Below are 22,939 nucleotides of genomic sequence, written 5' to 3'. Positions count from 1 at the left end.
CGTCGTCGTCGATCTCCCGCACCCGAACCCGTTCAGCCACCAGGACAGCATGGCCGACGCGCGCCGTCCCGGCCCGTAGCCGGACGGCGCGTCACAACGAGGCGAACGTTGTCTGATGCGGCACTAGGACGCACCACTGACAATCGGGCCGGCCCGCCGTCCGCACCGCGTTCGGCGACGATCCGTGAAAAAGCCCAACTCGTCCTGGGCACAGCCTTCTTGGACCACCGGGCGGCCCATGGGCTGGGAGCGACGACAGGCATCCACGTTCGAGGAGCTCCATGTCCGCAGCGCAGCACGTACCCGACACCCTCTCGGCCGACTTCGCCGCGGACCCCTACCACGTCTACCGCATCATGCGGGACGAGCAGCCCCTGTTCGCCCTCGGCCGGCATTTCTGCGTGGGCGCGCTGCCGGCGAAGGCGGAGGTCGAGACGGAGGTGAACCACCTCCAGGACGCGATGCCGGACCTGCGCCTCGCGGACGGCTTCGACCCGGTCGAGCAGGGCGTGTCCACCCGCGGCCCGAAGGCGCTGCCGGTGCGGTTCACTCCCGTGAAGCAGTGCCGGGCCCGCCCCGGCCGGCCCGAGCCCCGTCCCCAGTGCTGCGGCCGGACAGGTGTGCCGGGAAGCCCGCGGCGTCCGGTGCCGGGGCACCTCCCACGCCGTTCAGGCTGTGGGGGAGCATCCGCACGGCGGAGCGTCGCCCGCGTACGGGAGGTACCCGGGTGAGGCGACACCGCGGCGAGGTGCCGTGCCGGGCACCGCGAGCCGGTGAACCCCTCCGGCCACAGCACTAGTCGGCCGACGCGGCGGCGGTGCGGGCGGCGGCGGTCAGCTCGTCGGCGAGGGGGTGGGCGGCACGGGCGGGCAGGACGAGCACGAGGGGCACGGGCGGCGCGTCCGCCAGAGAGATGTAGCGGACGCCGGGGTGCGGATGGCGGCGCGCCGACTCGGGCAGGACGCCGAACCCCCGTCCCAGGGCGACCATTTCCATCCACGCGTCGTAGGTGGCGCACTCCACCGCGACCGCGGGCCGGCACTCCGCCGGCCAGAGCTCGGGGCCGACCGTGCCGCTGACGGAGTTGACGACGAGCGGGAGCCCGGCCAGCTCCGTCCACTGCAGCCGCCGGCGCCGCCCGAGGGGGTGGTCCCGCGCCACCACGGCGACGCGCTCCTCGGAGCGGAGCCGGACCGGCGCCAGCGCCGGATCGTCCACGGTGCCGTGCAGCAGCGCGGCGTCGACCGCGCCGACGTCCACGCCCGCCAGGCGGTCGTCGCGGCGGACCAGTTCCACGGGGACGCCGGTGGCTGCCTCGAAGTCCGTGAGGATGCGCCCGACGATGCCGCTCGGCAGCAGCCAGGTGAAGCCCAGGCGCAGCCCCGCGTCGGCGCGGACCCGGGCGAAGGCGGCCTCCATCCGGGGCAGCAGCTCGGTCAGTTCGGCGTGCAGGCGGTGCCCGGCGTCGGTGAGCGCCACGCTGCGCGTGGTGCGCTGCACCAGGCGCACTCCGAGGGAGCGTTCGAGCGCGGCGACCGCGCGGGTCAGCGTGGGCTGGCTGACGCGGCAGCGGGCCGCGGCCCGGGAGAAGTGCTCCTCCTCGGCGAGCGCGACGAAATACCGCAGATGCCGCATCTCCGTATTCATGCGAACCAAGTATAAATCGAGGGTCCGGTGCATTTCTCCCGGGCCCCGGGGCCGCCTAGCGTCACCGGAGATCGGACGGCCGGACCGTCCCCCGGCGCGAGGGGGTCCGGCCCGGTACGGACTCGCGTCAAGGAAACGGACCACCCGCCATGCGCAGCGAAGACATCCTCCGCGCCCCCTCGACCCCGCTGGACGGGCCCGCCTTCCCGGCCGGGCCGTACCACTTCTCCCGGCGCGAGTACCTGACGATCACGTACCGCACGGACCCCGACGCGATGCGCGCCGTCGTGCCGGAGCCGCTGGAGGTGGACGAGCCGCTGGTGCGCTTCGAGGTGATCCGGATGCCGGACAGCACGGGGCTGGGCGACTACACGGAGTCCGGCCAGGTGCTGCGGGTGCGCCACGACGGCGAGGAGGCCGAGTACATCCATGCGATGTACCTCGACAACGCCCCGGCCATCGCCCTGGGCCGCGAGGGCAGCGGCTATCCCAAGAAGCTCGGCGCGCCGCGCCTGTCCACCGACTCCGACACCCTGGTGGGCACGCTCGACTACGGCAGCCTGCGGGTGGCGACCGCGACCATGGGCTACAAGTACGCACCGATGGACCCCGCGGCCGCCCGCGCCGAACTGGCCGTGCCCACCTACATGCTCAAGCGGATCCCCGGCTACGACGGGACGCCCCGCATCTGCGAGCTGCTGCGCATCGAGATCTCCGACCTGACCGTGCACGGCGCCTGGACCGGCCCCGCCCGGCTGCAGCTGTTCGCCCACGCCCTCGCGCCCATGGCGGACCTGCCGGTACTGGAGGTGGTGGGCGCGTCGCACATCCTCACCGACCTCACTCTGCCGACGCCCACCGTCGCCCACGACTACCTGACCGCCGGCGAACGGGCCGCGTGACGCCCGGCGCACCGGCACGCCGCGGCCCCGCCGCGTGCGGCCCGGGCGCGGAAACCCGGGCCGCACACGGCACCCCCCATTCCGTGATCTCCCCGAAGGATTCGACCGTGTCCCTCCCCTCCTCCCCCGCCGCGCCGGCGGCACCGGCCCCCGCCCACCTGCCCGACCTGCGCGGACGTACCGCCCTCGTCACCGGTGCGGGCAGCGGCATCGGACGTGCCATCGCCCTGCGCCTGGCCGCCTCCGGCGCCGCGGTGCGCGCCCTCGACCTCGACGCGGACGCCGCCGGCGCGGTGGCCCGGGCCACCGGTGGCGAGGCGCTCGCCGTCGACCTGTCCGACCTCGACGCGGTGGACGCCCTGGACCTGGACGAGGTGGACGTCCTCGTCAACTGCGCGGGCCTCCAGCACGTGTGCCCGCTGGAGGAGTTCCCGCCCGAGCGGTTCTCGCTGATGCTCCGGATCATGCTGGAGGCACCGTTCCGGCTGGTGCGCGGGGCGCTGCCGGGCATGTACCGGCGCGGCTGGGGGCGCATCGTCCACGTCTCCTCCGTGCACGGTCTGCGCGCCTCCGCCTACAAGAGCGCCTACGTCGCCGCCAAGCACGGCCTGGAGGGGTTGTCGAAGGTGATCGCGATGGAGGGCGCCCCGCACGGCGTCACGTCCAACTGCCTGAACCCCGGCTATGTGCGCACGCCGCTGGTGGAGCGGCAGATCGCCGACCAGGCCGCGGTGCACGGCATCTCGGAGGCGGAGGTCGTCGAGCAGGTGATGCTGGAGCGTGCCGCCGTGAAGCGGCTGGTGGAACCGGAGGAGATCGCGGAGGCGGCCGCGTTCCTGTGCACCCCGCACACCTCGGCGATGACCGGGACGTCGCTCGTCGTCGACGGTGGATGGTCCGCGCGCTGAGCGGGGCGGCGCCGCGGCACGCTTCGTACCGACTGCGGCGCGTGCCGGACGGATACGGTGGCGCGCGTCCCCGCGGGCCCGTGACGCGCGTCCCCACGGATCCGGTGGCGCGCGTCGTCCGGAGCCCCTTCCCACGCCGGGAGGGGACTCCGGCCGTCGCGTGCGGTGCAGGCCTCCGTGCCGGTCAGGTCCGGCGCGCCGGGTCGGGTCGCTTGCCGAGTTCGGCGGTGAACTGCGCGCCCGTGAGCAGCGACAGGTTGGACAGCCACAGCCAGATCAGGAAGACGACTACGCCGGCGAGGGAGCCGTAGAGGCGGCTGTAGGTGCCCAGGAGGGACGTGTACAGGGCGAAGCCCGCCGAGACCGTCAGCCACAGCGCCGCGGCCAGGACCCCGCCCGGCACGCTGTGCCGGCGCCGGCGGGCGGGCACCGGACCGGTGTGGAAGACGACCACGACGAGGACGGCGACCAGCGTGAGCAGCACCGGCCAGCGCAGCAGGTTCCAGAGCAGCGCGACCGTGGCGTCCAGGTGCAGCAGCCGCCCGAGCCCTTCGGCCAGCGGCCCGCTGAGGATGAGCACCAGAGCGGTGACGATGAGCAGCGCCAGCAGGACCAGGGCGGTGAGCACGATCCGGTGGGCCTTGCGCCAGGGCGAGCGGCCGTCGGGGATGCGGTGCATGCGGTGCAGTGCGCGGCGGAAGACCGCGAGGTAGCTGCACGCCGACCACAGGGCGCTCGCCCCGCCCGCGGCCAGCACGGTCCAGGCGGCGGACTGCCGGGACAGGGTCCGCACCAGGACCTCGTGGAGTTCGGCGCCGGACTGGCCCGGCGCGTAGTCGGTGACGTTGGCGACGAAGTCCTCGGCGGTGCCGGGGCTGATCAGCCCGAACGCCAGGACGGCGACGAGCAGCGCGGGCAGCACCGCCAGGATGGCGTAGTAGGTCAGTGCGGCCGCGTAGTCGGTGATGTCGTCGTTCCACATCGACACAGGGGTACGGCACAGCGCGGGCCACCAGGCGCGGGCCGTGGCGGCGCGGGACGGGACCCGGTCGCGGGGCGGCGCGGACGTGGTGACGTGAGCGGGGACGGGGACGGGGACGGCGGCGGGACGGGAGTCAGCGGACATGCGGCATCCGGTGGGTGCGGTGGCGGAGGCGCACCCGGGTGTCGAGGGTGCAGGGCGCCGCCACCCGCTCGACTTCCGCGGTCACGGCGGTCAGCGCCTCGGCGACCGTACCAGGGGCGACGTCCGGAGCGGCCCAAACATGCAGGCGGAGCCGCAGATGGCGGCGGCGGACGGACAGATCGGCGCGGCAGCGGTCGACGCCGGGGAGGTCCGCCGTGCGCGCGGTCACGGCGTCCTCCAGCGCCCTGATCCGCAGTGCGCCGCCGGGGGCGGCGAGCGGCAGCCGGGAGCCGGCGCGGACGTGGACCTGGGCGAGGCACCACAGGGCGAACAGGACGGTCAGAAGGACACCGGCCGCGATGACGGCGGGTGTCCACCAGCCGTGATCGCGCAGGCCGGCGAGCCCGGCGCGGTCGAGCAGAGTGCCGCCGGGGGCCGGGGCGGGCCACCGGGCAAGCAGGTGCCGTGCGAGCGGAGTGCCGGCGGTCGCCGCCCAGGCCCCGCCCACGAGCAGGACCAGGCCGCTCGCCGCCAGCACGGCCCGGTTGGCGGCGGTACGGGGCTCGGCCATCAGACCTGGCCTTTCGGTCGGGTGCCGGGCAGGGCACCGGAGGGAGCGGCGGACGGGGCGGCGGGGGTGTGCGCGGGATCGGTCGCGGTGTCCCCGGGGCCGCTCCCGTCCTGCGGACGGACGGCGGCGGATCCGGCGGCGGACGGGCGCAGGCCGTCGTGCGCCGGAGGGGGCTGCGGGGGCTCGGGGGGTTGCCAGACGGCGTCCGGTACGACGGTGACGGCGAGCCGGGGGGCGCGTCGCAGCCGGCAGCCCTCCAGGGCGCGGCGGGCGGCCTCGGTGGCCTGTTCCCGGGCCGGTCCGAGGTCGCCGAAGGCGAGGCCCGCCCGCACCGAGACACGGCGGCGGCCCGCGCGGACACGCACCTCCGCGACGCCCGGCACGTCGCCGACGTCGTCCCGCACGAGCGCGGCGACGGCCGGCCGGTCCACCGCGGCCGTCCAGCCCGGTCCGGCCACGTCCAGGGTCAGCAGGCCCCGGCGGCCGGGCGTGCACGCGAGGACCAGCAGCCAGAGGCCGATCACGGCGATCACTCCGGCCGCGACGGCGGCCGGGGTGTCGCCGGGGCCGTGACCGGAGAGCCACTCCACGGCGCGCATCCGCCACCCGGCGGCCGGGTGGTGCGTCGCGTGGACGCGGACGACGTCCGCGGTCACGGCGGCGCAGGCCCCGCCCGCGAGCAGCGTCAGCAGGGCCGTCGGGACACGCCGCGCCGACCACCGGCGACGCGGCGCCCGGGCCGCGGACCGCCGACGGGTGCCGTCGGCGGACGGCGCCCCGGGGACCGAACCACCGGACTGTGCCTTCGCGTCCGCTCCCCGGCCCGAGGCGACGGGCGCCGCGCCGGGCGCGGGGTCGGTCGCGAGGTCGGCCGCGGAGGCCGCGCCGGGCACCGGACGGAAGCACACGGGGTCGGGACCGGTCACGGAGACCGCGCCGGTCGCCGGACGGGCGTCGGCGGCGGGGTCCGTACTGGTCCCGGAGGCCGCGTCCGTGGCGGGGCCGGTGCCGGGTTCGGAGGCCGCGGAGGTGGACGCGGCCGAGTCGGTCGCGCGTGCCGCGGGATCGGGATGAGTGTCCCGGACGCTCCGGGCGTCACGCACACCCCGGGCGTCACGCGCGTCCCGGGCGTCATGCGCGTCCCCGGCAGACCGTCCCGCCGGGATGGCCGCAGCGGGTCCCGCCGGGCGCGGCGCCGGGCCCGGCAGGCCGGAGCCGGCCGGAGGCGCGGACAGCCGGGTGACGGTGAGCCGGGGGGTGCCGACGGTCAGCCCGGTCAGGTCGCGCGTGCGCTCGGCCACGTGTCGCTGCACCCGCTGCACCAGCTCCGACAGCGGCACGGGGTAGGGCAGCGCGACACGCAGGGCGACGGCGGCCCGCCTCCCCCGCACGGTCGCCGCGCCGCCGGCGGTGTGCGGCACGGAGGCGGGCAGCACCTCGCCGGCCGCCTGTTCGGCGATCCTGCGGACCGCCCGGTCCGACACCGTGGTCCTGCCCCGCTGCGCGGGGCCGGTCATCGGCGGCTCCGCTCGAACATCCCCCGCAGGTCCTCCGGACGGCCGCCGCCCTCCAGCCACGCCCCCAGCGCGTAGCCGACCGCGCCCAGGGCGCCCACGAGCAGGAAGGCGCCGAAGCCTCCGAAGTAGCCGGCGAACGCCAGCGCCATCCCCGCGATCATTCCCGTCAGTGCTCTGCTCATCCTCGTCCGCCTCCCGCCCGGTCCCGCAGGGCCGGGTTCTCCGCGCGCCGGTTCCGGTCCCTTCCCGGTGGGCGCCTGCTCGGCCCGTCGACGCCGGCCCCGTACCGGGGCCCGTGCGCACGGAGGGGCCGTCCCTGTCGTGCGACTACGCGACGCGGGACTCGACCGCGACGGCGCCGCCGTCCTCGTCGGGCAGGTGGACGTCGTTGACGGCGATGTTGACCTCGACGACCTCCAGGCCGGTGATCCGCTCCACCGCGCCGATGACGTTCTCGCGCACGTCCGTGGCGACGTCGGTGAGGGAGACGCCGTACTCGACGACCAGGTCGAGGTCGATGGCCGTCTGCCGCTCGCCCACCTCGACCTTCACGCCGCGCCCCACGTTGGGGCGGCCGCCGGGCACCCGGTCGCGGACCGCGCCGATGGTGCGGGACAGGCCGCCGCCCATGTCGTACACGCCGGGGATCTCCCGCGCCGCGATGCCCGCGATCTTGACGACGACGACGTCGGCGATGGAGGTACGGCCGCGCGTCCCGGCCGGCTCGTCGACACCGACGGCGCCGCGTGCGACGTCCGTGGTGCCGGGCGTGATCCGCTCCGGCGTGCTCCGCTCCGCCTGCGGGACCGACGCGTTCCCGACCGTGGTCTGCTGCGTGCTCATGCCGTGAGTCCTCTCGTGACGCGCCGCTGCGGCGAGCGCGGTGAACCGGTGAACCTCTGTCACTGGGACAGACACCGCCCGGCGGCGGCTGTGACGCACGTTCCCGGAAATGCCTCCGCCAGCCGCCGGGTCCGCCGGACGGGTGACGGGCGGGGGACGCCCGCTCGGAGCAACTTCGTGGCCCGTGTCACGTCGGGTCGTGCTCCGGACCGCGTCACACGGGGCACGGTCGTGGTGTCCAACGGACAGGACGACGAGAGGAGCCGCCCCGTGGCGGTGGACCGCACACCGACGAGACCGCCCGACGACCCGCCGGACGATCGGCTCGACGGACCGGACGACTCCCTGCTGACCGCGCGGGCGGCCGAGGGGGACGAGGAGGCGTTCGCCGTCCTGGTGCGCCGTCACGCCGGCGGGCTGATCCGGCTCGCACACCGGCTGCTGGGCAACCGGGCCGAGGCGGAGGACGCCGTGCAGGACGCCTTCATCAGCGCCTGGCGCAAGCTGCCCGAGTTCCGCGGGCAGGCCGGCTTCGGCACCTGGCTGTACCGGATCGTCACCAACCGGTGCCTGAACGTCCTGCGCGCACGGAAACCCCAAGGACCATGGGAGGCAGCCGACGACATGCCCGCGCCCGAGCACACCGTCGCCCCCGACCGGATCACCGAGGCCCGCGCCGCCGTGCGGGACCTGCACGAGGCGCTGACGGGCCTGTCCGCCGAGCAGCGCGCGTGCTGGGTCCTGAGAGAAGTGGACGGGCAGCCCTACGAGTTCATCGCGGACACCCTCGGCATCACCCAGCAGGCCGTCCGCGCCCGCGTGTTCCGCGCCCGCCGCCATCTGACGAACGCACTGGGAGCCTGGCGATGACCACCCGCACCCACCCCCCCGGCCCCCCACCCCCGCACGACCCGGACGACGAGCGGCTGCCCTGCGGCCGGATGCTCTCCCGGGTGTGGGCGGACTGGGAGGACGGCGCCACCGACGCGCACACCGCGGACTGCCCGCACTGCCGGGAAGCCGTCGCGGACCTGGACCGGCTGGAGACGACGGTGCGGGCGCTGCGCGACGACACGGCCGGGTACGACGCCGCCCCGCTGACCCGGCGCGTCATGGACGTCGTCCGCATGGAACTGCGTCCCGGGCGCCCGCTGCCGCTCGGCGACCACGACGAGGACCTCTGGGTCATGGAGGCGGCGGCGGCCCGCACGCTGCGCGCCGCCGCCGAGCGGGTGCCGGGCGTGCGCGCCGGGTCGTGCCGGTTCGCCCCCGGTCCGGCCGGCGGCGCGAGGGGGCCGGTTGCCGTACGCATCGAGGTGCACGCCCCGCTCTCCACGCCCGACCTGCACGTGCTCGCCGGCGAGGTGCGCCGGCGGGTGCTCGGGGCCGCGGACCGGCTCCTGGGCCTGGACGTGACCGACGTCGACATCCGCATCACGGACCTGGTCGAGGAGCCGGACGGCGCGCCCGACGGCCGGACGGAAGGGGGCCCGCGATGACCGGGCAGGACGGCCTCACCCAGGCGCTGGCGAACGCGGTGCGGGAGGTGCCGGGCGTCGCGTTCCTGCAGCCCGGCATGACGCACCTGCTGCGGTCCGGGCACGGCGGGACCGGTGCGGGCGGGGCGTCGTCGGCGGGGCTGCGCGTGAGCCGCGGCGGTCCCGGCGGTGCATGGCGCGTCGAGGTCCGCATCGTCACGCTGTCCGGGGCGCGCGCCGCGGACGTCGCCCGCGCCGCCGGTTCCGCGGCCCGGGCATGCCTCGCCTCCCACGGCCCGGCCGGGGAGGCGCAGATCCGGGTGACGGTGACGGGCACGGTCTGACCGCCGGGCACCGACGGCGGACACGCTCCGGCGGCAGGTCCCGTCGCACGGGAACGGGACCTGCCGCCGGGATCCGCGGCTCAGTCGTCGCGCCCCCGGTGGTGCACCCCGCTCGTGGCGGGCAGGACCACCAGCGCGACCGCGGCGCCGCCCATCACGCCCGAGCCGCTCAGCACGGTCCACGGGCCCGTGCCCGGCAGTGCCATCCCGGCGACGAACGCACCCACCCCCGCGCCCACGGCACCCGCCGCGGTCACCCACCGGGCGCGCCCGCCCCGCTCCCCGTCGCCGTCGTGCCCCGGACCGGCCACTGGTCGTCCTCCTGATCGCTGTCGGCTGCTGCATCCGGTGATGGGACACCGGCCGGCGTGTCGTGTGACGCACCCCGGACGGAACCCGGCCGGCCACCCAGGGGCCGCGGGAGAAGAATCCCCTGCTCGGAGGACGTGCGAGCGCACCTTTTACGGTTCCGCGCGGGGCACCACCGGACAAATACGGGTGATTTGGAGGGGCGGCGAAGCGTGCCGGACCATGGGGCCGGCCCGGCCGTCCCGGGCGCCAGTTCGACGAGAGGCGCACCACCCCATGCACGTCACCGGAACCGTCGAGCCGTCGGCTCCGGCCCCGCAGGAGGGCCTCGAGAGCCTCGCGGCCCCCTCCCCCGCCGAGGCCCCCGCCGGCGACGGCGACGCCGGCCGGCACACCCGCCGCTTCGGGCTTCCCGTGGCGACCGCCCTGGTCATGGGCAACATCATCGGCGGCGGCATCTTCCTGCTCCCGGCCTCCGTGGCCCCCTTCGGCTCGGTCAGCCTGGTCGCCTTCGGCGTCCTGACCGTCGGGGCCATCGCCCTCGCCCTGGTCTTCGGCCGGCTCGCCGAACGCAACCCGCGCACCGGAGGCCCGTACGTGTACGCCCGTGAGGCCTTCGGCGACTTCGCCGGCTTCCTCGCCGCCTGGGCGTACTGGATCACCACCTGGGTGTCCAACGCGGCTCTGGCCGTCGCCGCCGTGGGTTACCTGGACGTGCTGATCCCGGTGAGCGGCCACCGCTGGACCGCGTGCCTGGCCGCACTGGTCCTGCAGTGGCTGCCCGCACTGGCGAACTTCGCGGGCACCCGCTACGTGGGCGCGGTGCAGCTGGTCTCCACCGTGCTGAAGTTCGTGCCGCTGCTGCTGGTGGCCGTCGGCGGCCTGTTCTTCTTCGACCCGCACAACGTCGGCCCCTTCCACCCGGGCGGCGGCAGCGCGATCGGCGCCGTGTCGGCGTCCGCCGCGATCCTGCTCTTCTCGTACCTGGGCGTGGAGTCCGCCGCGGTCAGCGCGGGCGAGGTGAAGAACCCGCGGCGCACCGTGGGGCGCGCCACCGTCATCGGCACCGCCGGCGCGGCGCTGGTCTACCTGCTGGGCACCCTCTCGGTGTTCGGCACCGTCCCGCACGAGAGGCTGGTGAGGTCGACCGCGCCGTTCTCGGACGCCGTCGACGCCATGTTCGGCGGATCGTGGGGCGGCTGGGCGGTGGCGCTCGCCGCGCTGGTGTCGATGACCGGCTGCCTGAACGGCTGGACGCTGCTGAGCGCCCAGACCCCGTACGCGGCGGCGCAGGACGGTCTCTTCCCGCGGGCGTTCGCCCGGCGGCGGCGGGGCGTGCCGACCGTGGGCGTCGGCGTCACCGTCGTGCTGGCCTCGCTGCTCACCGTGTACAACTACACCTCGGGCTCCGGCAAGGTCTTCGAGGTCCTGGTGCTCGTGACGACGTTCACCGCCACCGTGCCGTACCTGCTGGCGGCCGCGGCGCAGATCCACCACCTCGTCGCGGGGCGCGGTGAGCTGGTCGACCGGGCGCGGCTGGTGCGCGACGGGGCCGTCGCGGCGGTCGCTGCGGCGTTCTCGCTGTGGCTGGTCGCGGGCGCCGGGTACGCGGCCGTCTACCAGGGCGTGCTGTTCCTGTTCGCGGGCGTGGTCGTGTACGCGGTGCTGGCGGCCCGGCGGCAGCGGACCGAAGCCTGACCTCCCCCGGTCCGCTCTCCGGGGCGGGGGGCGGACCGGGAGGTAGCGCCATGAACCGGGCACCCTGCGGGCGCCGACCCGGGGTGGGACGGTAGATTGATCACCATGAGCAACAACGTGTACTTCGACATCACGATCGACGACCAGCCGGCCGGCCGGATCGTGTTCCAGCTTTTCGACGACGTCGTGCCCAAGACCGCCACGAACTTCCGTGAGCTGGCCACCGGCCAGCACGGTTTCGGTTACGCCGGTTCGTCCTTCCACCGGGTCATCCCGCAGTTCATGCTGCAGGGCGGCGACTTCACCCGGGGCGACGGCACCGGTGGCCGCAGCGTCTACGGCGAGAAGTTCGCGGACGAGAACTTCACCCTCAAGCACGACCGCCCGTACCTGCTGAGCATGGCGAACGCGGGCCGCAACACCAACGGCTCGCAGTTCTTCATCACCACGGTCGTCACGAACTGGCTGGACGGCAAGCACGTGGTCTTCGGCGAGGTCGTCGAGGGCAAGGAGCTGGTCGACCGGATCGAGGGCCTCGGCAGCCAGAGCGGCGCCCCCAAGGCGAAGGTCACCATCGCCGAGAGCGGCACGGTCTGACCCGACCCCGCCCGTCCTCGCACGGAACGGCACCGGACACCCCGGCGCCGCCGCAGGCCGGCTCCCCCGGCCTGCGGTGCGCCGCACCGCGGCCATGACCCCGCGTCCACCGGTCCCCTGGCGGGGCCGGCCGGCGGACCACGGGGTCATGGCCGCGGCCGTTCCCGGGCCCGCGGGCGGCCGTCGCCGGGACCGGGTGCCGCGATCCGCCCGGCGTCGCGTCCGGGTCGGCCGGACCCGCTCCGGCCCGGGCGATCCGGGCGCCGGTGAGGAGGCGTGCCGTGACCCGTACGGCCCCGGTCGCGGGCGGGGGGACGGCCAGGGTGCGGCCGTGTGCGGTCGTCGCGACGGCGCCCGTCGTGGTGATGTCGGCGACGGCGCGACTGCCGGCCGCGAGCAGGTACCGGTGGCCCTGCGGCGGCTTCCACCGGGTGGCGGCCATCGGGTGCCGGCCGGAGCGGCTGCATGCAGCGGTGTCCCGGGCCCGCGCGACGGCCTGGCCGGGCGAGGCCGCCGCCGCGCGGTCGGCGCCAGGTGCAGGACGGCGTCGCCGCCGGAGGGCCGGGCGTTCGGACCGCGACGACGGCGCGGGCCGCCCCCGTGCAGGGGACGGCCCGCGCCGTGCGCGCCGAGTGGGGCGGCGCACCTACCGGGACGCGCTGAGCGCCCTGTCCAGAGCCGCCTTGAGGCCGTTGGCCCACAACTGGTCCACGCGGGCACGCTCGTCGGCGTCGGGGCTGGAGTTGGTGCAGGACGGGCCGGGGCCGCCGCCGGACATCAGCTCGCTGCAGGGGCCCTCGTAGTGGTCGGGGAGGCCGAGGACGTGGCCCGTCTCGTGGGCGGTCACGCGCGTGGAGTCGTACTCCTTGTTCTGCGCGTAGTCGAGGAAGACGTAGCCCTTTCCGTGGCCGTCGGTGGAGGCGTAGGAGCCGCGCGAGTCGTTGCCCTCGCGGTAGCTGAAGTCCGCACCGGAGGAGCCGGCCTGGAGCTTGACGTTGGACACCGCGCCGTTCCAGATCGACGCGCTGCGGGATATCTCGCCGCTGAAGGTGGGAGCGCCGGAGGCGTCGTAGGTGATGGTGACGGAGGCGGCGTCGGGGTGCGCGGCGCGCTTGGCCGCCACCGACCGGACGACCGCGTCGAAGAAGGCCCGGTCGGCTCCGGCCTCGGCGGAGGATCCGGTGTAGCCGTGGTGCACGGGCGCGGCGGCGGCCGGGTGGGCGCCGGCGGTCAGGCCCGCCGTGACGAGGCCGAGTGCGGCCGTGGCCGCGGCGAGCAGGGGCATGCGCAGGCGCATCGATGACTCCTCGGGTGGGGGGTGAGTCAGTCGTCACCGCGAGTGTGAGGCGCCGCGCGGGGGTTGTGATGATGTCAACAGTCGATAGAACGAAGCTATCCCGCACTCAACTCGACTTTTTCGTAACGGATTTGTGCGCCTGGCAAAATCCCCCGGTCGGACTTAATCTCCGACGGCATGGAGATCGAGGTCAGACACCTCCGCGCGCTGTGCGCCATCGCGGACACCGGAAGCCTGCACCGGGCGGCGCGGCAACTGGGCCTCGCACAGCCTTCGTTGAGCACGCAGTTGCGCCGGATCGAGGAGGAGGTGGGCGGTGCTCTGTTCCTGCGCGCGCGGACCGGGTGCCGCCCGACGCCGCTCGGGCGGCTGGTGCTGAGCCGGGCCCGGCCGCTGGTGGCGGACATGAGTGCGCTGGTCGCAGAGGCGCGGGCGGCGGCCGTGGCAGGGCCGCAGCCGCGGATCGGGTCCACCGCGAGCCGCGCCCTGGCGGGCTGGTTGCGCCGGCTGCGCCACGCACAGCACGAGCCCAGTCTGCACATGGACGTCTCGCCCAACGCGCTGCTGCGGATGGTGGCGCACGGCCATCTCGACGTGGCCTTCGTGCACGAGGTGGAGGGCCATCCGCTGCGTATTCCGGAGGTGCTGCGGGTCCGCGTCCTGATGCACCGGGAGCCGCAGTTCGTGTCCCTGCCGGCCGACCATCCCGCGGCGGGCAAGACGGTGGTGGATCTGAACGATCTGGCGGACGACCGCTGGATGGTCGATCCCGCGGTGGACGGCGAATGGGACGGAGTGCACCGGATGCTGCGGGCCGCGGGCCTCAATCCGCCGGTGCTGCACGGGGACTACCACACCGCGGCCTCCCTGGTGGCGACCGGGCAGGTGGTGACGGTGTGCCAGCCGACCTCCCTGTCTCGTCCCGAGACGGCGGTGCGGCGGCTGCACGGTGATCCGCTGGGCGTCCGGCTGCTGGTCGCGGCGCGCTCGGACACCGACCTCGACGACGTCTACCCGGCACTGGAGGACGCCTACTGGGAGACGGCCCGGGAGTCGGTGGTGTACCACCAGTGGCTTCAGCAGCACCTCGGGCGCGGCTCCCTCACCCGGGCCGGGTGAGACAGCCGGGGCCGCCGGCGGGGCGCGGCCGCACCCGGGGGGCGTCAGCTGCGCAGGCGTCCGCTCCGGACGGGGGTCAGCGGCCGCAGGTCCCTGACCCGGGCGCGGCGGCGGGGCGGGCGGAGTTCGTCCCGCGGCACGGCGAACAGGTCCCTCCCGCCGAGTCCGGACAGTTCGCACACGTCGCGCCGTACGGCGTGCAGTGCGCGCCCCTTGCGCCGCCGGGGCAGCGGGGGCACGGGGGCACGTTTCGTGTCGTCGAACCGCATCACTTCGCCTTCCTGTCGTCGTACGGATGTTTCCGCCGCCGTGGCACGGCGAGCGGATGCATCGTCATCTGCCCCCCGTGCGCCACGACATCCGTCCGTTTGCTCGGGCATTCCCTCGGACACGGCGGACACGGTCCTGTGATGCGCCGTCCCACGGCCGTGGCGCCGCGGGTCAGGACGGCCGGGCCGCTTCGAACGCCTCCCGGGTGAGGAAGGCCAGCCGCGCCCGCTTCTCCGGCACGCTGACGTCGGGCAGGTCCAGCGCGGGCAGGACCACGGACGGGCCGGTGACGAATCCCTGCCGCCGGAACCGGGCGATCGCCTTCTCGTTGCGCACGTCCGGGTCGACGACGACACGGGCCCGGTCCGGCCCCGCCAGCACGAAGGCGAGCATCACGCCGCACAGGGCCGCGGTCCATCCGGGACGCGCGCCGCCGGTCCCGGCGGGCGCGAGGAGCAGGTGCATGCCGATGTCGCCGGGGCGGACGTCGTAGACGTCGCCCACGCGGTCCGCGTCCGGCTCGTACGTCTGGAGCAGCGCCGCCGGCCGTCCGTCCTTCACGACCAGGTACGCGTGGTGGGAGGAGAGCGTGTCCAGGTGGGCGTAGACCTCGCGCACCTCCTCGGGCGTCAGCCCGTTCATGCCCCAGAAGACGGCCCGCGGTTCGGCGGTCCAGGGTGTCCGGGTCAACACGCTCGGTCCCGGGCCGGGCCCGGACCGGGCGGGACGCGCCGCGCCCCCCGGCACCGCCGCGTGACGCGGCGATGCCGGGGGGCGGAGTCTGCGGCACCGGCGGGAAGGCCGGTGTGCCGGACGGCCGGGCCGTCCCCGGGGGGCGGCCCGGCGGTCCGGGTCAGGCGAGGTCGAACCGGTCCAGGTTCATCACCTTGTCCCAGGCGGCGACGAAGTCGCGCACGAACTTCTGCCGCGCGTCGTCAGCCGCGTACACCTCGGCCAGGGCGCGCAGTTCGGAGTTGGAACCGAAGACGAGGTCGGCCCGGCTGCCGGTCCACCTGACGTCGCCGGTGGCGGCGTCGCGGCCCTCGAAGGCGGTCTCGTCCTCGGAGGTCGCCTTCCACGTCGTGCCCAGGTCGAGCAGGTTGACGAAGAAGTCGTTGGTCAGCCGGCCCGGGTTCCCGGTGAGGACGCCCTGCGAGGACTGCTGGTGGGTGGCGCCGAGGGCGCGCAGGCCACCGACGAGGACGGTCATCTCGGGGGCGCTCAGGGTGAGCAGGTTCGCCCGGTCCAGCAGCAGGTACTCGGCCGGGAGGCGGGTGGCCTTGCCGAGGTAGTTGCGGAACCCGTCGGCGTTCGGCTCCAGCGCGGCGAAGGACTCCGCGTCGGTCTGCTCCTCCGTCGCGTCGACACGGCCCGGGGTGAAGGGCACCTCGATGTCGTGTCCGGCGTCCTTGGCGGCCTTCTCGACGGCGGCGCAGCCGCCGAGCACGATCAGGTCGGCCAGGGACACCTGCTTCGCGCCGGAGTCGAACTCCCGCTTGATGCCCTCCAGGGTGCGCAGCACCGTCGCGAGCTGGTCGGGGTCGTTGGCCTCCCAGCTGCGCTGCGGCTCCAGACGGATCCGGGCGCCGTTGGCGCCGCCGCGCTTGTCGCTGCCGCGGAAGGTCGACGCCGACGCCCACGCGGTGGACACCAGCTGCGGCACGGTCAGGCCGGAGTCGAGGAGCTTCGCCTTGAGCGCGGCGACGTCCTCGGCGCCGAGGGGCTCGCCCTCCGCCTGCGGCAGCGGGTCCTGCCACAGCAGGGTCTCCTCCGGGACCTCCGGGCCGAGGAAGAGCGACTTCGGGCCCATGTCACGGTGGGTGAGCTTGTACCAGGCGCGGGCGAAGGCGTCCGCGAACTGGTCCGGGTTCTCGTGGAAGCGGCGCGCGATGGGCTCGTAGACCGGGTCGAAGCGCAGCGACAGGTCCGTCGTGAGCATCGACGGGGCGATCTTCTTCGAGGAGTCGTGGGCGTGCGGGACGGTGCCCTCGCCCGCGCCGTCCTTCGGCTTCCACTGGTGGGCGCCGGCGGGGCTCTGGGTCAGCTCCCACTCGTAGCCGAAGAGGTTGTCGAAGAAGTTGTTGCTCCACCGGGTGGGCGTGGTGGTCCAGGTGACCTCCAGGCCGGAGGTGATCGCGTCGGCGCCCTTGCCGGTGCCGTAGCTGCTCCGCCAGCCCAGGCCCTGCTCCTCCATGGAGGCGGCCTCGGGGTCGGCGCCCACGCTGTCGGCGGGGCCGGCGCCGTGGGTCTTGCCGAAGGTGTGGCCGCCGGCGATCAGGGCGACCGTCTCCTCGTCGTTCATCGCCATCCGACGGAACGTCTCACGGATGTCCCGGGCCGCGGCGAGCGGGTCCGGGTTGCCGTTCGGGCCCTCCGGGTTGACGTAGATGAGGCCCATCTGAACCGCGCCGAGCGGGTTCTCCAGCTCGCGGTCGCCGGTGTAGCGCTCGTCGCCGAGCCAGGTGGTCTCCGGGCCCCAGTAGACGTCCTCCTCCGGCTCCCAGACGTCCTCGCGGCCGCCGCCGAAGCCGAAGGTCTCGAATCCCATGGACTCCAGGGCGACATTGCCGGCGAGCACCAGCAGGTCGGCCCAGGACAGGCTCTGGCCGTACTTCTTCTTCACGGGCCACAGCAGGCGGCGCGCCTTGTCCAGGTTGGCGTTGTCGGGCCAGCTGTTCAGGGGGGCGAAGCGCTGCTGGCCGGCGCCGGCGCCGCCGCGGCCGTCGCTGATGCGGTAGGTGCCCGCGCTGTGCCAGGCCATGCGGATGATGAACGGGCCGTAGTGGCCGAAGTCGGCGGGCCACCAGTCCTGCGAGGTGGTCAGGGTCTCGGCGATGTCCCGCTTGACGGCCGGCAGGTCGAGGCTCTTGAAGGCCTCGGCGTAGTCGAAGTCCTCGCCGAGCGGGTTCGCCACGGCGGGGTTCTTGGCGAGGATCTTCACATTGAGCCGGTCGGGCCACCACTGGCGGTTGCCGCCGCCCTGCGTCGGGTGGGGGGCGCGCCCGTGTGCGACCGGGCAGCCGCCTGCCTCCTCGGCCTTCGGGTCGGTGACGATGGCTTCGTGGTTCTCAGACATTGGGAATCCTTCCGAACTGGGCGGATCACAAGTGCTCAGGAACTGGGGGCGGTGGAGCATGGGGCGCACAGGCCCCAGTAGATGACCTCGGCCTCGTCCACGGCGAATCCTCGGTCGTCGGACGCGCTGAGGCAGGGAGCCTCGCCGACCGCGCAGTCGACGTCGGCGACGACGCCGCACGAGCGGCACACGAGGTGGTGGTGGTTGTCCCCGACGCGCCCCTCGAACCGGGCGGGGCTTCCGGCCGGTTCCAGGCGGCGTACGAGTCCGGCCGCGGTCAGGGCGTGGAGGGCCTCGTACACGGCCTGCAGGGAGACGTGGCCGACACGGTCGCGCACTCCGGTGGCGATCGCCTCGACACCGAGGTGATCACCGGCCCGGACCGTTTCGAGCAGCGCGACACGTGCGGCCGTGACCCGCAGGCCGGCACCGCGCAGCTCCTCCGCGGTGGTAGGAGTGTGTGAAGCGGTCATGGCCCCGAACCTACCCCCCTAAACACGAATGACACAAGAAAACGAATGTTCCCAGTGTGAGTCGGGGTGACGGCGTCCGGCGGGGGCGGGTGACGGGACGCGGACGGCCCCGGTCCGCGAGGGACCGGGGCCGGGGCCGTGCGGGGCCGGGGCGGGCCGGACGGGGCCGGGCCGCTGCCGCGAGCGGGGCGGGAGGCCCCTCAGGAGACCTCGACGAGCAGGTCGCCGCCCTCCACCTGCTGCACGCGGTTGATCGCGAGCCGGCTGATCCGGCCGGCCTTGGGCACGGTGATGGCGGCCTCCATCTTCATCGCCTCGATGGTGGCCACGGTGGCGCCCGCGTCCACCTGGTCGCCCTCGGCGACGGAGAGGGTCACCACGCCCGCGAACGGCGCCGCCACATGACCGGGATTGCCCCGGTCCGCCTTCTCCGTCACGGGGACGTCCGAGGCGGCGGCGGTGTCGCGCACCTGGATCGGCCGGAGCTGGCCGTTGAGCGTGGACATCACGGTGCGCATGCCGCGCTCGTCCGCCTCGCCCACGGCCTGGAGCTCGATGAGCAGCCGCACGCCCGGCTCGAGGTCGACGCCGTACTCGGTGGCCGGGCTCAGTCCGTAGAAGAAGTCCTTGCTGTCGAGGACGCTGGTGTCGCCGTAGCTCTGGCGGTGCGCCTCGAACTCGCGCGTCGGACCGGGGAACAGCAGCCGGTTCAGTGTGGCGCGGGGGGACTTCTCCAGGCCGGTGCGGTCCTCGGCGCCGAGCTCCTGCACCGGCTTGGCGTCGGCGCGGCCCTGGAGCGCCTTGGTGCGGAAGGGCTCCGGCCAGCCGCCGGGCGGGGTGCCCAGCTCGCCGCGCAGGAAGCCGATGACGGAGTCGGGGATGTCGAAGCGCTCCGGTGTCGCCTCGAAGTCCTCCGGTGCCACCCCGGCGCCCACGAGGTGCAGGGCCAGGTCGCCGACCACCTTGGACGAGGGGGTGACCTTCACCAGGTGGCCGAGGATGCGGTCCGCGGCCGCGTACATCGCCTCGATGTCCTCGAAGCGGTCGCCGAGGCCCAGCGCGACCGCCTGCGTGCGCAGGTTGGACAGCTGGCCGCCGGGGATCTCGTGGTGGTAGACGCGCCCGGTCGGCGAGGCGAGGCCCGCCTCGAAGGGGGCGTAGATGCGGCGCACGCCCTCCCAGTACGGCTCCAGGTCGCCGACGGCCCGCAGGTCCAGGCCGGTCGGCCGCTCGGAGTGGTCGGTGGCGGCGACGATCGCCGACAGCGACGGCTGCGAGGTGGTGCCCGCCATCGAGGCGACCGCGCCGTCCACCGCGTCCGCGCCGGCCTGGATCGCGGCCAGGTAGGTGGCGAGCTGGCCGCCGGCGGTGTCGTGGGTGTGCAGGTGGACCGGGAGGTCGAACTCGCGGCGCAGCGCCGACACGAGGGTCGCCGCGGCCGGGGCCCGCAGCAGTCCCGCCATGTCCTTGATGGCCAGCACGTGGGCGCCCGCGTCCACGATCTGCTCGGCGAGGCGGAGGTAGTAGTCCAGGGTGTAGAGCCGCTCCGCGGGGTCGGACAGGTCGCCGGTGTAGCACAGCGCGACCTCGGCGACGGCGGTGCCGGTCTCCCGGACGGCGTCGATGGCGGGCCGCATCTGGCCGACGTCGTTGAGCGCGTCGAAGATCCGGAAGATGTCGATGCCGGTGGCGGCGGCCTCCCGGACGAAGGCGTCGGTGACCTCGGTCGGGTACGGGGTGTAGCCCACCGTGTTGCGGCCGCGCAGCAGCATCTGGAGGCAGATGTTCGGGGCGGCCTCGCGCAGGGCGGCCAGGCGCTCCCAGGGGTCCTCGGCGAGGAAGCGCAGGGCGACGTCGTAGGTGGCGCCGCCCCAGCACTCCAGGGAGAGCAGCTCGGGCAGGGTCCGGGCGACGACCGGGGCGACGGCCAGGAGGTCCTTGGTGCGCACCCGGGTGGCGAGCAGCGACTGGTGGGCGTCGCGGAAGGTGGTGTCGGTGACGCCGATGGTGGGCGAGCTGCGCAGCCACCGGGCGAAGCCCTCCGGGCCCAGCTCGGCCAGCCGCTGCCGCGAGCCGGCGGGCGGCTCCCCGTCGGGCAGCGCGGGCAGCTTGGTGACGGGGTCGACCAGCTCGGGCCGCTCGCCGTGCGGCTTGTTGACGGTGACGTCGGCGAGGTAGGTCAGCAGCTTGGTGCCGCGGTCGGCGGAGGAGCGCGCGGTGAGCAGGTGCGGTCGCTCCTCGATGAACGAGGTCGTGACCCGCCCGGCCTGGAAGTCCGGGTCGTCGAGGACGGCCTGGAGGAACGGGATGTTCGTGGCCACGCCGCGGATGCGGAACTCGGCCACGGCACGCCGGGCCCGCCCCATCGCGGCCGTGAAGTCGCGGCCCCGGCAGGTGAGCTTCACGAGCATGGAGTCGAAGTGCGCGCTGATCTCGGTGCCGGCGTGGGTGGTGCCGCCGTCCAGCCGGATGCCGGAGCCGCCGGGCGAGCGGTAGGCGCTGATCCGGCCCGTGTCGGGCCGGAAGCCGTTGGCGGGGTCCTCGGTGGTGATCCGGCACTGCAGGGCCGCCCCGCGCAGGGTCACGGTCTCCTGCGCGAGGCCCAGGTCCTCCAGCGTCTCCCCCGCCGCGATGCGCATCTGGGCCTGGACCAGGTCGACGTCGGTGACCTCCTCCGTCACCGTGTGCTCGACCTGGATGCGCGGGTTCATCTCGATGAAGACGTGCCGGCCGTCGCGGTCGAGGAGGAACTCGACGGTGCCCGCGTTGCGGTAGCCGATCTCCCGGGCGAAGCGGACCGCGTCGGCGCAGATCCGGTCGCGCAGCTCCGGGTCGAGATTCGGCGCGGGCGCCATCTCGATGACCTTCTGGTGGCGGCGCTGGAGGGAGCAGTCGCGCTCGAAGAGGTGGATGACGCCGCCCTGCCCGTCGGCGAGGATCTGCACCTCGATGTGGCGCGGGTCGACGACGGCCTTCTCCAGGAAGACGGTGGGGTCGCCGAACGCGGACGCGGCCTCGCGGGAGGCGGCCTCGATGGCCTCCCGCAGGGCGACGGGGTCCTCCACCCGGCGCATGCCGCGGCCGCCGCCGCCCGCGACCGCCTTCACGAAGACGGGGAAGCCCACGTCGTCGGCGGCGCGGACCAGTTCGTCGACGTCCGTGGAGGGCGCCGAGGAGCCGAGCACGGGGACGCCCGCGGCGCGCGCGGCGGCGACCGCGCGGGCCTTGTTGCCGGTCAGTTCGAGGGTGTCGGCGTCCGGCCCGACGAACGTGATGCCGGCGTCCGCGCAGGCCCGTGCCAGTTCCGGGTTCTCCGAGAGGAAGCCGTAGCCCGGGTAGACGGCGTCGGCGCCCGCCCGGCGGGCCGCGTCGACGACCTCCTCGACGGAGAGGTACGCCCGCACCGGGTGTCCCGGTTCGCCGATCTCGTAGGCCTCGTCGGCCTTGAGCCGGTGCAGCGAGTTGCGGTCCTCGTGGGGGAAGACGGCGACCGTCCGTGCCCCCAGTTCATAGCCTGCGCGGAACGCGCGAATCGCAATCTCGCCGCGGTTGGCGACGAGCACCTTGCGGAACATCCTGGATCCCTTCGGCGTGCCGTTTGACGAGGACCATGGTGTCGGCGTCGTCCCGGTCATGCCATGTGAACCGGGCCACTCCGGCCCGGTGTCGCGGCCCTGTCGCCCGGCCGCTTACCCAGCTCCGGGCGGGCTACCCATCCCAGGTCGCACGCGGGGCCGCAGGTCGGACCCTCCGCCGTCCCCCGTGCCACGGGTCCCGCGCGGGCCCACGGGCCGGGCCCCGCCCCGGCTGCGTCCCCGGGACGACGCGAGTCGATGCAGAGTCGATGCAGCTTGAAGCGATGCACCCGGCGCGCGCACCGTGGAGGGGCCGGAGTCGCCCGACGTGACCGGCCGGCCGGCGCCCGCGGGCGCCGTGGCCGGTGTCCGGCTCCGGACCCGCGACGGGACGCCCGCCGCCCGGCAGGAGGAGCAGTCGCCATGGCCGCACAGCAGACCGCCGTCACGCCCCCGACCCGGGATCCCCGGTGGTCCGCCGCCGGGGAGCCGGGCGCCGACGAGGCCCTCGCGGCGCGGTTCGCCGCCGGCGAGGACGCCTGCCTGACCGACGTCTACGCACGCTGGGGCTCGCTGGTGTACACCCTCGCCCGCCGGTCCCTGGGCGACGCCAGCGAGGCCGAGGACGTCACCCAGACGGTCTTCCTGGCCGCGTGGCGCGGACGGGCGGGCTTCCACCCCGACCGGGGCGCGCTGTCCGCCTGGCTGGTCGGCATCACCCGGCGGAAGATCGCCGACGCCCTCGCGGCACGGACGCGGCGCACCGAGCTGGCGGTGGCCGCGGGCTCGATGGCCGCGCTGCGGACGCCCGACCGCGCCGCGCAGCCCGACGGCGTCCTCGACCGCGTCCTGGTCGGCCGGGAGCTGGCGCGGCTGCCCGCCGCACAGCGCCGCGTGCTCGGCCTGGCCTTCTACGACGACCTCACCCAGCAGCAGATCGCCCAGGTCACCGGCCTGCCCCTCGGCACGGTCAAGAGCCATGCGCGGCGCGGGCTGCACCGGCTGGCCCGCTGCCTGCGCGCGGACGGCTTGGACGGACCCGTACCGCAGCGGGCGTGACGCGCGGGCCGGTGCAACGATGCGCAATCGGTGCAACTTCACGCACGGGCCGGACCGACCGCCCGCCCGGCGGCCGTACGAGGGCCGCCGGGCCGTCACGGCCCGGAAACGGCCCGGCGTACGGCGAGGG

General features: G+C 74.9%; 22 protein-coding genes and 1 pseudogene. 10 read left to right on the top strand and 13 right to left on the bottom strand.

Going from position 1 to position 22,939, the window contains the following annotated elements:
* Positions 1-377: 377 nt before the first annotated feature.
* Positions 378-557: pseudogene (locus P3H78_RS11475) on the top strand (cytochrome P450); the annotation flags it as partial.
* A gap of 238 nt (positions 558-795) precedes the next feature.
* Here P3H78_RS11475 and P3H78_RS11470 read toward each other — a convergent pair.
* Complete coding sequence (locus P3H78_RS11470) at positions 796-1,647, bottom strand: LysR family transcriptional regulator (RefSeq protein ID WP_276108777.1); 852 nt, start codon at positions 1,645-1,647, stop codon at positions 796-798.
* A gap of 149 nt (positions 1,648-1,796) precedes the next feature.
* On the opposite strand from P3H78_RS11470, the gene P3H78_RS11465 reads away from it, so the two are divergent.
* Both P3H78_RS11465 and P3H78_RS11460 read left to right on the top strand, forming a co-directional pair.
* A complete protein-coding gene (locus P3H78_RS11465) occupies positions 1,797-2,549 on the top strand; it encodes an acetoacetate decarboxylase (RefSeq protein WP_276108776.1) in 753 nt (250 codons plus the stop codon).
* Between the two features lie 107 nt (positions 2,550-2,656).
* Positions 2,657-3,457: a 3-hydroxybutyrate dehydrogenase gene (locus P3H78_RS11460; protein ID WP_276108775.1), complete on the top strand. Its 801-nt coding sequence runs from the start codon at positions 2,657-2,659 to the stop codon at positions 3,455-3,457.
* Positions 3,458-3,641: 184 nt separating this feature from the next.
* On the opposite strand, the gene P3H78_RS11455 is transcribed toward P3H78_RS11460, so the two are convergent.
* From P3H78_RS11455 to P3H78_RS11435, 5 genes are all read right to left on the bottom strand, one after another.
* Complete coding sequence (locus P3H78_RS11455) at positions 3,642-4,583, bottom strand: YihY/virulence factor BrkB family protein (protein ID WP_276108774.1); 942 nt, start codon at positions 4,581-4,583, stop codon at positions 3,642-3,644.
* Entirely contained in the window at positions 4,573-5,154 is a 582-nt protein-coding gene (locus P3H78_RS11450) for a hypothetical protein (protein ID WP_276108773.1), read from the bottom strand. The genes P3H78_RS11455 and P3H78_RS11450 overlap by 11 nt, the downstream gene beginning before the upstream one ends.
* The gene (locus tag P3H78_RS11445) at positions 5,154-6,671 is read right to left on the bottom strand and encodes a DUF6286 domain-containing Asp23/Gls24 family envelope stress response protein (protein WP_276108772.1); all 1,518 of its coding nucleotides are present in this window, start codon (positions 6,669-6,671) and stop codon (positions 5,154-5,156) included. Before P3H78_RS11445 ends, P3H78_RS11450 begins: the two co-directional genes overlap by 1 nt.
* Positions 6,668-6,853, bottom strand: a complete 186-nt coding sequence (locus P3H78_RS11440) for a hypothetical protein (RefSeq protein WP_276108771.1) — start codon at positions 6,851-6,853, stop codon at positions 6,668-6,670. Before P3H78_RS11440 ends, P3H78_RS11445 begins: the two co-directional genes overlap by 4 nt.
* 145 nt (positions 6,854-6,998) lie before the next feature.
* Positions 6,999-7,514 (bottom strand): Asp23/Gls24 family envelope stress response protein, encoded by a 516-nt coding sequence (locus P3H78_RS11435; protein WP_276108770.1) that lies wholly within the window; start codon positions 7,512-7,514, stop codon positions 6,999-7,001.
* A gap of 270 nt (positions 7,515-7,784) precedes the next feature.
* On the opposite strand from P3H78_RS11435, the gene P3H78_RS11430 reads away from it, so the two are divergent.
* From P3H78_RS11430 to P3H78_RS11420, 3 genes are read left to right on the top strand one after another with little or no spacing between them, the layout of a single operon-like run.
* Entirely contained in the window at positions 7,785-8,384 is a 600-nt protein-coding gene (locus tag P3H78_RS11430) for an RNA polymerase sigma factor (protein ID WP_438827947.1), read from the top strand.
* Positions 8,381-9,013, top strand: a complete 633-nt coding sequence (locus P3H78_RS11425; protein ID WP_276108769.1) for an Asp23/Gls24 family envelope stress response protein — start codon at positions 8,381-8,383, stop codon at positions 9,011-9,013. Before P3H78_RS11430 ends, P3H78_RS11425 begins: the two co-directional genes overlap by 4 nt.
* Positions 9,010-9,336 (top strand): Asp23/Gls24 family envelope stress response protein, encoded by a 327-nt coding sequence (locus P3H78_RS11420; RefSeq protein WP_276108768.1) that lies wholly within the window; start codon positions 9,010-9,012, stop codon positions 9,334-9,336. The genes P3H78_RS11425 and P3H78_RS11420 overlap by 4 nt, the downstream gene beginning before the upstream one ends.
* An 80-nt stretch (positions 9,337-9,416) precedes the next feature.
* Here P3H78_RS11420 and P3H78_RS11415 read toward each other — a convergent pair whose 3' ends face one another.
* Complete coding sequence (locus P3H78_RS11415; RefSeq protein WP_276108767.1) at positions 9,417-9,647, bottom strand: hypothetical protein; 231 nt, start codon at positions 9,645-9,647, stop codon at positions 9,417-9,419.
* Between the two features lie 274 nt (positions 9,648-9,921).
* On the opposite strand from P3H78_RS11415, the gene P3H78_RS11410 reads away from it, so the two are divergent.
* Entirely contained in the window at positions 9,922-11,343 is a 1,422-nt protein-coding gene (locus P3H78_RS11410) for an amino acid permease (RefSeq protein ID WP_276108766.1), read from the top strand.
* A gap of 105 nt (positions 11,344-11,448) precedes the next feature.
* Positions 11,449-11,940, top strand: a complete 492-nt coding sequence (locus tag P3H78_RS11405; RefSeq protein WP_276108765.1) for a peptidylprolyl isomerase — start codon at positions 11,449-11,451, stop codon at positions 11,938-11,940.
* 646 nt (positions 11,941-12,586) lie between these two features.
* On the opposite strand, the gene snpA is transcribed toward P3H78_RS11405, so the two are convergent.
* Positions 12,587-13,237, bottom strand: a complete 651-nt coding sequence (gene snpA / locus P3H78_RS11400; protein ID WP_276108764.1) for a snapalysin — start codon at positions 13,235-13,237, stop codon at positions 12,587-12,589.
* A gap of 177 nt (positions 13,238-13,414) precedes the next feature.
* Between snpA and P3H78_RS11395 the strand changes: the two genes are divergently transcribed.
* Positions 13,415-14,356 carry a LysR family transcriptional regulator gene (locus P3H78_RS11395; RefSeq protein WP_276108763.1) on the top strand — a complete coding sequence of 314 codons (942 nt, stop codon included), beginning with the start codon at positions 13,415-13,417 and terminating at the stop codon, positions 14,354-14,356.
* Positions 14,357-14,400: 44 nt separating this feature from the next.
* On the opposite strand, the gene P3H78_RS11390 is transcribed toward P3H78_RS11395, so the two are convergent.
* From P3H78_RS11390 to P3H78_RS11370, 5 genes are all read right to left on the bottom strand, one after another.
* Positions 14,401-14,625, bottom strand: a complete 225-nt coding sequence (locus tag P3H78_RS11390; protein WP_276108762.1) for a hypothetical protein — start codon at positions 14,623-14,625, stop codon at positions 14,401-14,403.
* Between the two features lie 172 nt (positions 14,626-14,797).
* Complete coding sequence (locus tag P3H78_RS11385; protein ID WP_276108761.1) at positions 14,798-15,319, bottom strand: GNAT family N-acetyltransferase; 522 nt, start codon at positions 15,317-15,319, stop codon at positions 14,798-14,800.
* A 160-nt stretch (positions 15,320-15,479) separates the two neighbouring features.
* Positions 15,480-17,702 carry a catalase/peroxidase HPI gene (katG, locus tag P3H78_RS11380; protein ID WP_276108760.1) on the bottom strand — a complete coding sequence of 741 codons (2,223 nt, stop codon included), beginning with the start codon at positions 17,700-17,702 and terminating at the stop codon, positions 15,480-15,482.
* Between the two features lie 35 nt (positions 17,703-17,737).
* Positions 17,738-18,175, bottom strand: a complete 438-nt coding sequence (locus P3H78_RS11375; RefSeq protein WP_276108759.1) for a Fur family transcriptional regulator — start codon at positions 18,173-18,175, stop codon at positions 17,738-17,740.
* A 200-nt stretch (positions 18,176-18,375) separates the two neighbouring features.
* Entirely contained in the window at positions 18,376-21,750 is a 3,375-nt protein-coding gene (locus P3H78_RS11370; protein ID WP_276108758.1) for a pyruvate carboxylase, read from the bottom strand.
* Positions 21,751-22,173: 423 nt separating this feature from the next.
* Between P3H78_RS11370 and P3H78_RS11365 the strand changes: the two genes are divergently transcribed.
* Positions 22,174-22,809, top strand: a complete 636-nt coding sequence (locus P3H78_RS11365) for an RNA polymerase sigma factor (protein ID WP_276108757.1) — start codon at positions 22,174-22,176, stop codon at positions 22,807-22,809.
* Positions 22,810-22,939: the final 130 nt, after the last annotated feature.

Origin of the sequence: Streptomyces tropicalis (genome assembly GCF_029269835.1) — a bacterium.
Taxonomy (GTDB): domain Bacteria; phylum Actinomycetota; class Actinomycetes; order Streptomycetales; family Streptomycetaceae; genus Streptomyces; species Streptomyces tropicalis.
Note: the sequence above shows the minus strand (reverse complement) of the source record. Positions and strands in the feature narration are given on the sequence as shown.

Excerpts from the sequence above, each read along its gene's own strand:
- P3H78_RS11365 (WP_276108757.1), top strand. The coding sequence starts at position 22,174 with ATGGCCGCACAGCAGACCGCCGTCACGCCCCCGACCCGGGATCCCCGG.
- P3H78_RS11410 (WP_276108766.1), top strand. The coding sequence starts at position 9,922 with ATGCACGTCACCGGAACCGTCGAGCCGTCGGCTCCGGCCCCGCAGGAG.
- P3H78_RS11405 (WP_276108765.1), top strand. The coding sequence starts at position 11,449 with ATGAGCAACAACGTGTACTTCGACATCACGATCGACGACCAGCCGGCC.
- P3H78_RS11450 (WP_276108773.1), bottom strand. The coding sequence starts at position 5,154 with ATGGCCGAGCCCCGTACCGCCGCCAACCGGGCCGTGCTGGCGGCGAGC.
- P3H78_RS11470 (WP_276108777.1), bottom strand. The coding sequence starts at position 1,647 with ATGAATACGGAGATGCGGCATCTGCGGTATTTCGTCGCGCTCGCCGAG.
- katG (WP_276108760.1), bottom strand. The coding sequence starts at position 17,702 with ATGTCTGAGAACCACGAAGCCATCGTCACCGACCCGAAGGCCGAGGAG.
- snpA (WP_276108764.1), bottom strand. The coding sequence starts at position 13,237 with ATGCGCCTGCGCATGCCCCTGCTCGCCGCGGCCACGGCCGCACTCGGC.
- P3H78_RS11455 (WP_276108774.1), bottom strand. The coding sequence starts at position 4,583 with ATGTCCGCTGACTCCCGTCCCGCCGCCGTCCCCGTCCCCGTCCCCGCT.
- P3H78_RS11390 (WP_276108762.1), bottom strand. The coding sequence starts at position 14,625 with ATGCGGTTCGACGACACGAAACGTGCCCCCGTGCCCCCGCTGCCCCGG.
- P3H78_RS11375 (WP_276108759.1), bottom strand. The coding sequence starts at position 18,175 with ATGACCGCTTCACACACTCCTACCACCGCGGAGGAGCTGCGCGGTGCC.
- P3H78_RS11425 (WP_276108769.1), top strand. The coding sequence starts at position 8,381 with ATGACCACCCGCACCCACCCCCCCGGCCCCCCACCCCCGCACGACCCG.
- P3H78_RS11370 (WP_276108758.1), bottom strand. The coding sequence starts at position 21,750 with ATGTTCCGCAAGGTGCTCGTCGCCAACCGCGGCGAGATTGCGATTCGC.
- P3H78_RS11435 (WP_276108770.1), bottom strand. The coding sequence starts at position 7,514 with ATGAGCACGCAGCAGACCACGGTCGGGAACGCGTCGGTCCCGCAGGCG.
- P3H78_RS11420 (WP_276108768.1), top strand. The coding sequence starts at position 9,010 with ATGACCGGGCAGGACGGCCTCACCCAGGCGCTGGCGAACGCGGTGCGG.
- P3H78_RS11445 (WP_276108772.1), bottom strand. The coding sequence starts at position 6,671 with ATGACCGGCCCCGCGCAGCGGGGCAGGACCACGGTGTCGGACCGGGCG.
- P3H78_RS11465 (WP_276108776.1), top strand. The coding sequence starts at position 1,797 with ATGCGCAGCGAAGACATCCTCCGCGCCCCCTCGACCCCGCTGGACGGG.
- P3H78_RS11440 (WP_276108771.1), bottom strand. The coding sequence starts at position 6,853 with ATGAGCAGAGCACTGACGGGAATGATCGCGGGGATGGCGCTGGCGTTC.
- P3H78_RS11395 (WP_276108763.1), top strand. The coding sequence starts at position 13,415 with ATGGAGATCGAGGTCAGACACCTCCGCGCGCTGTGCGCCATCGCGGAC.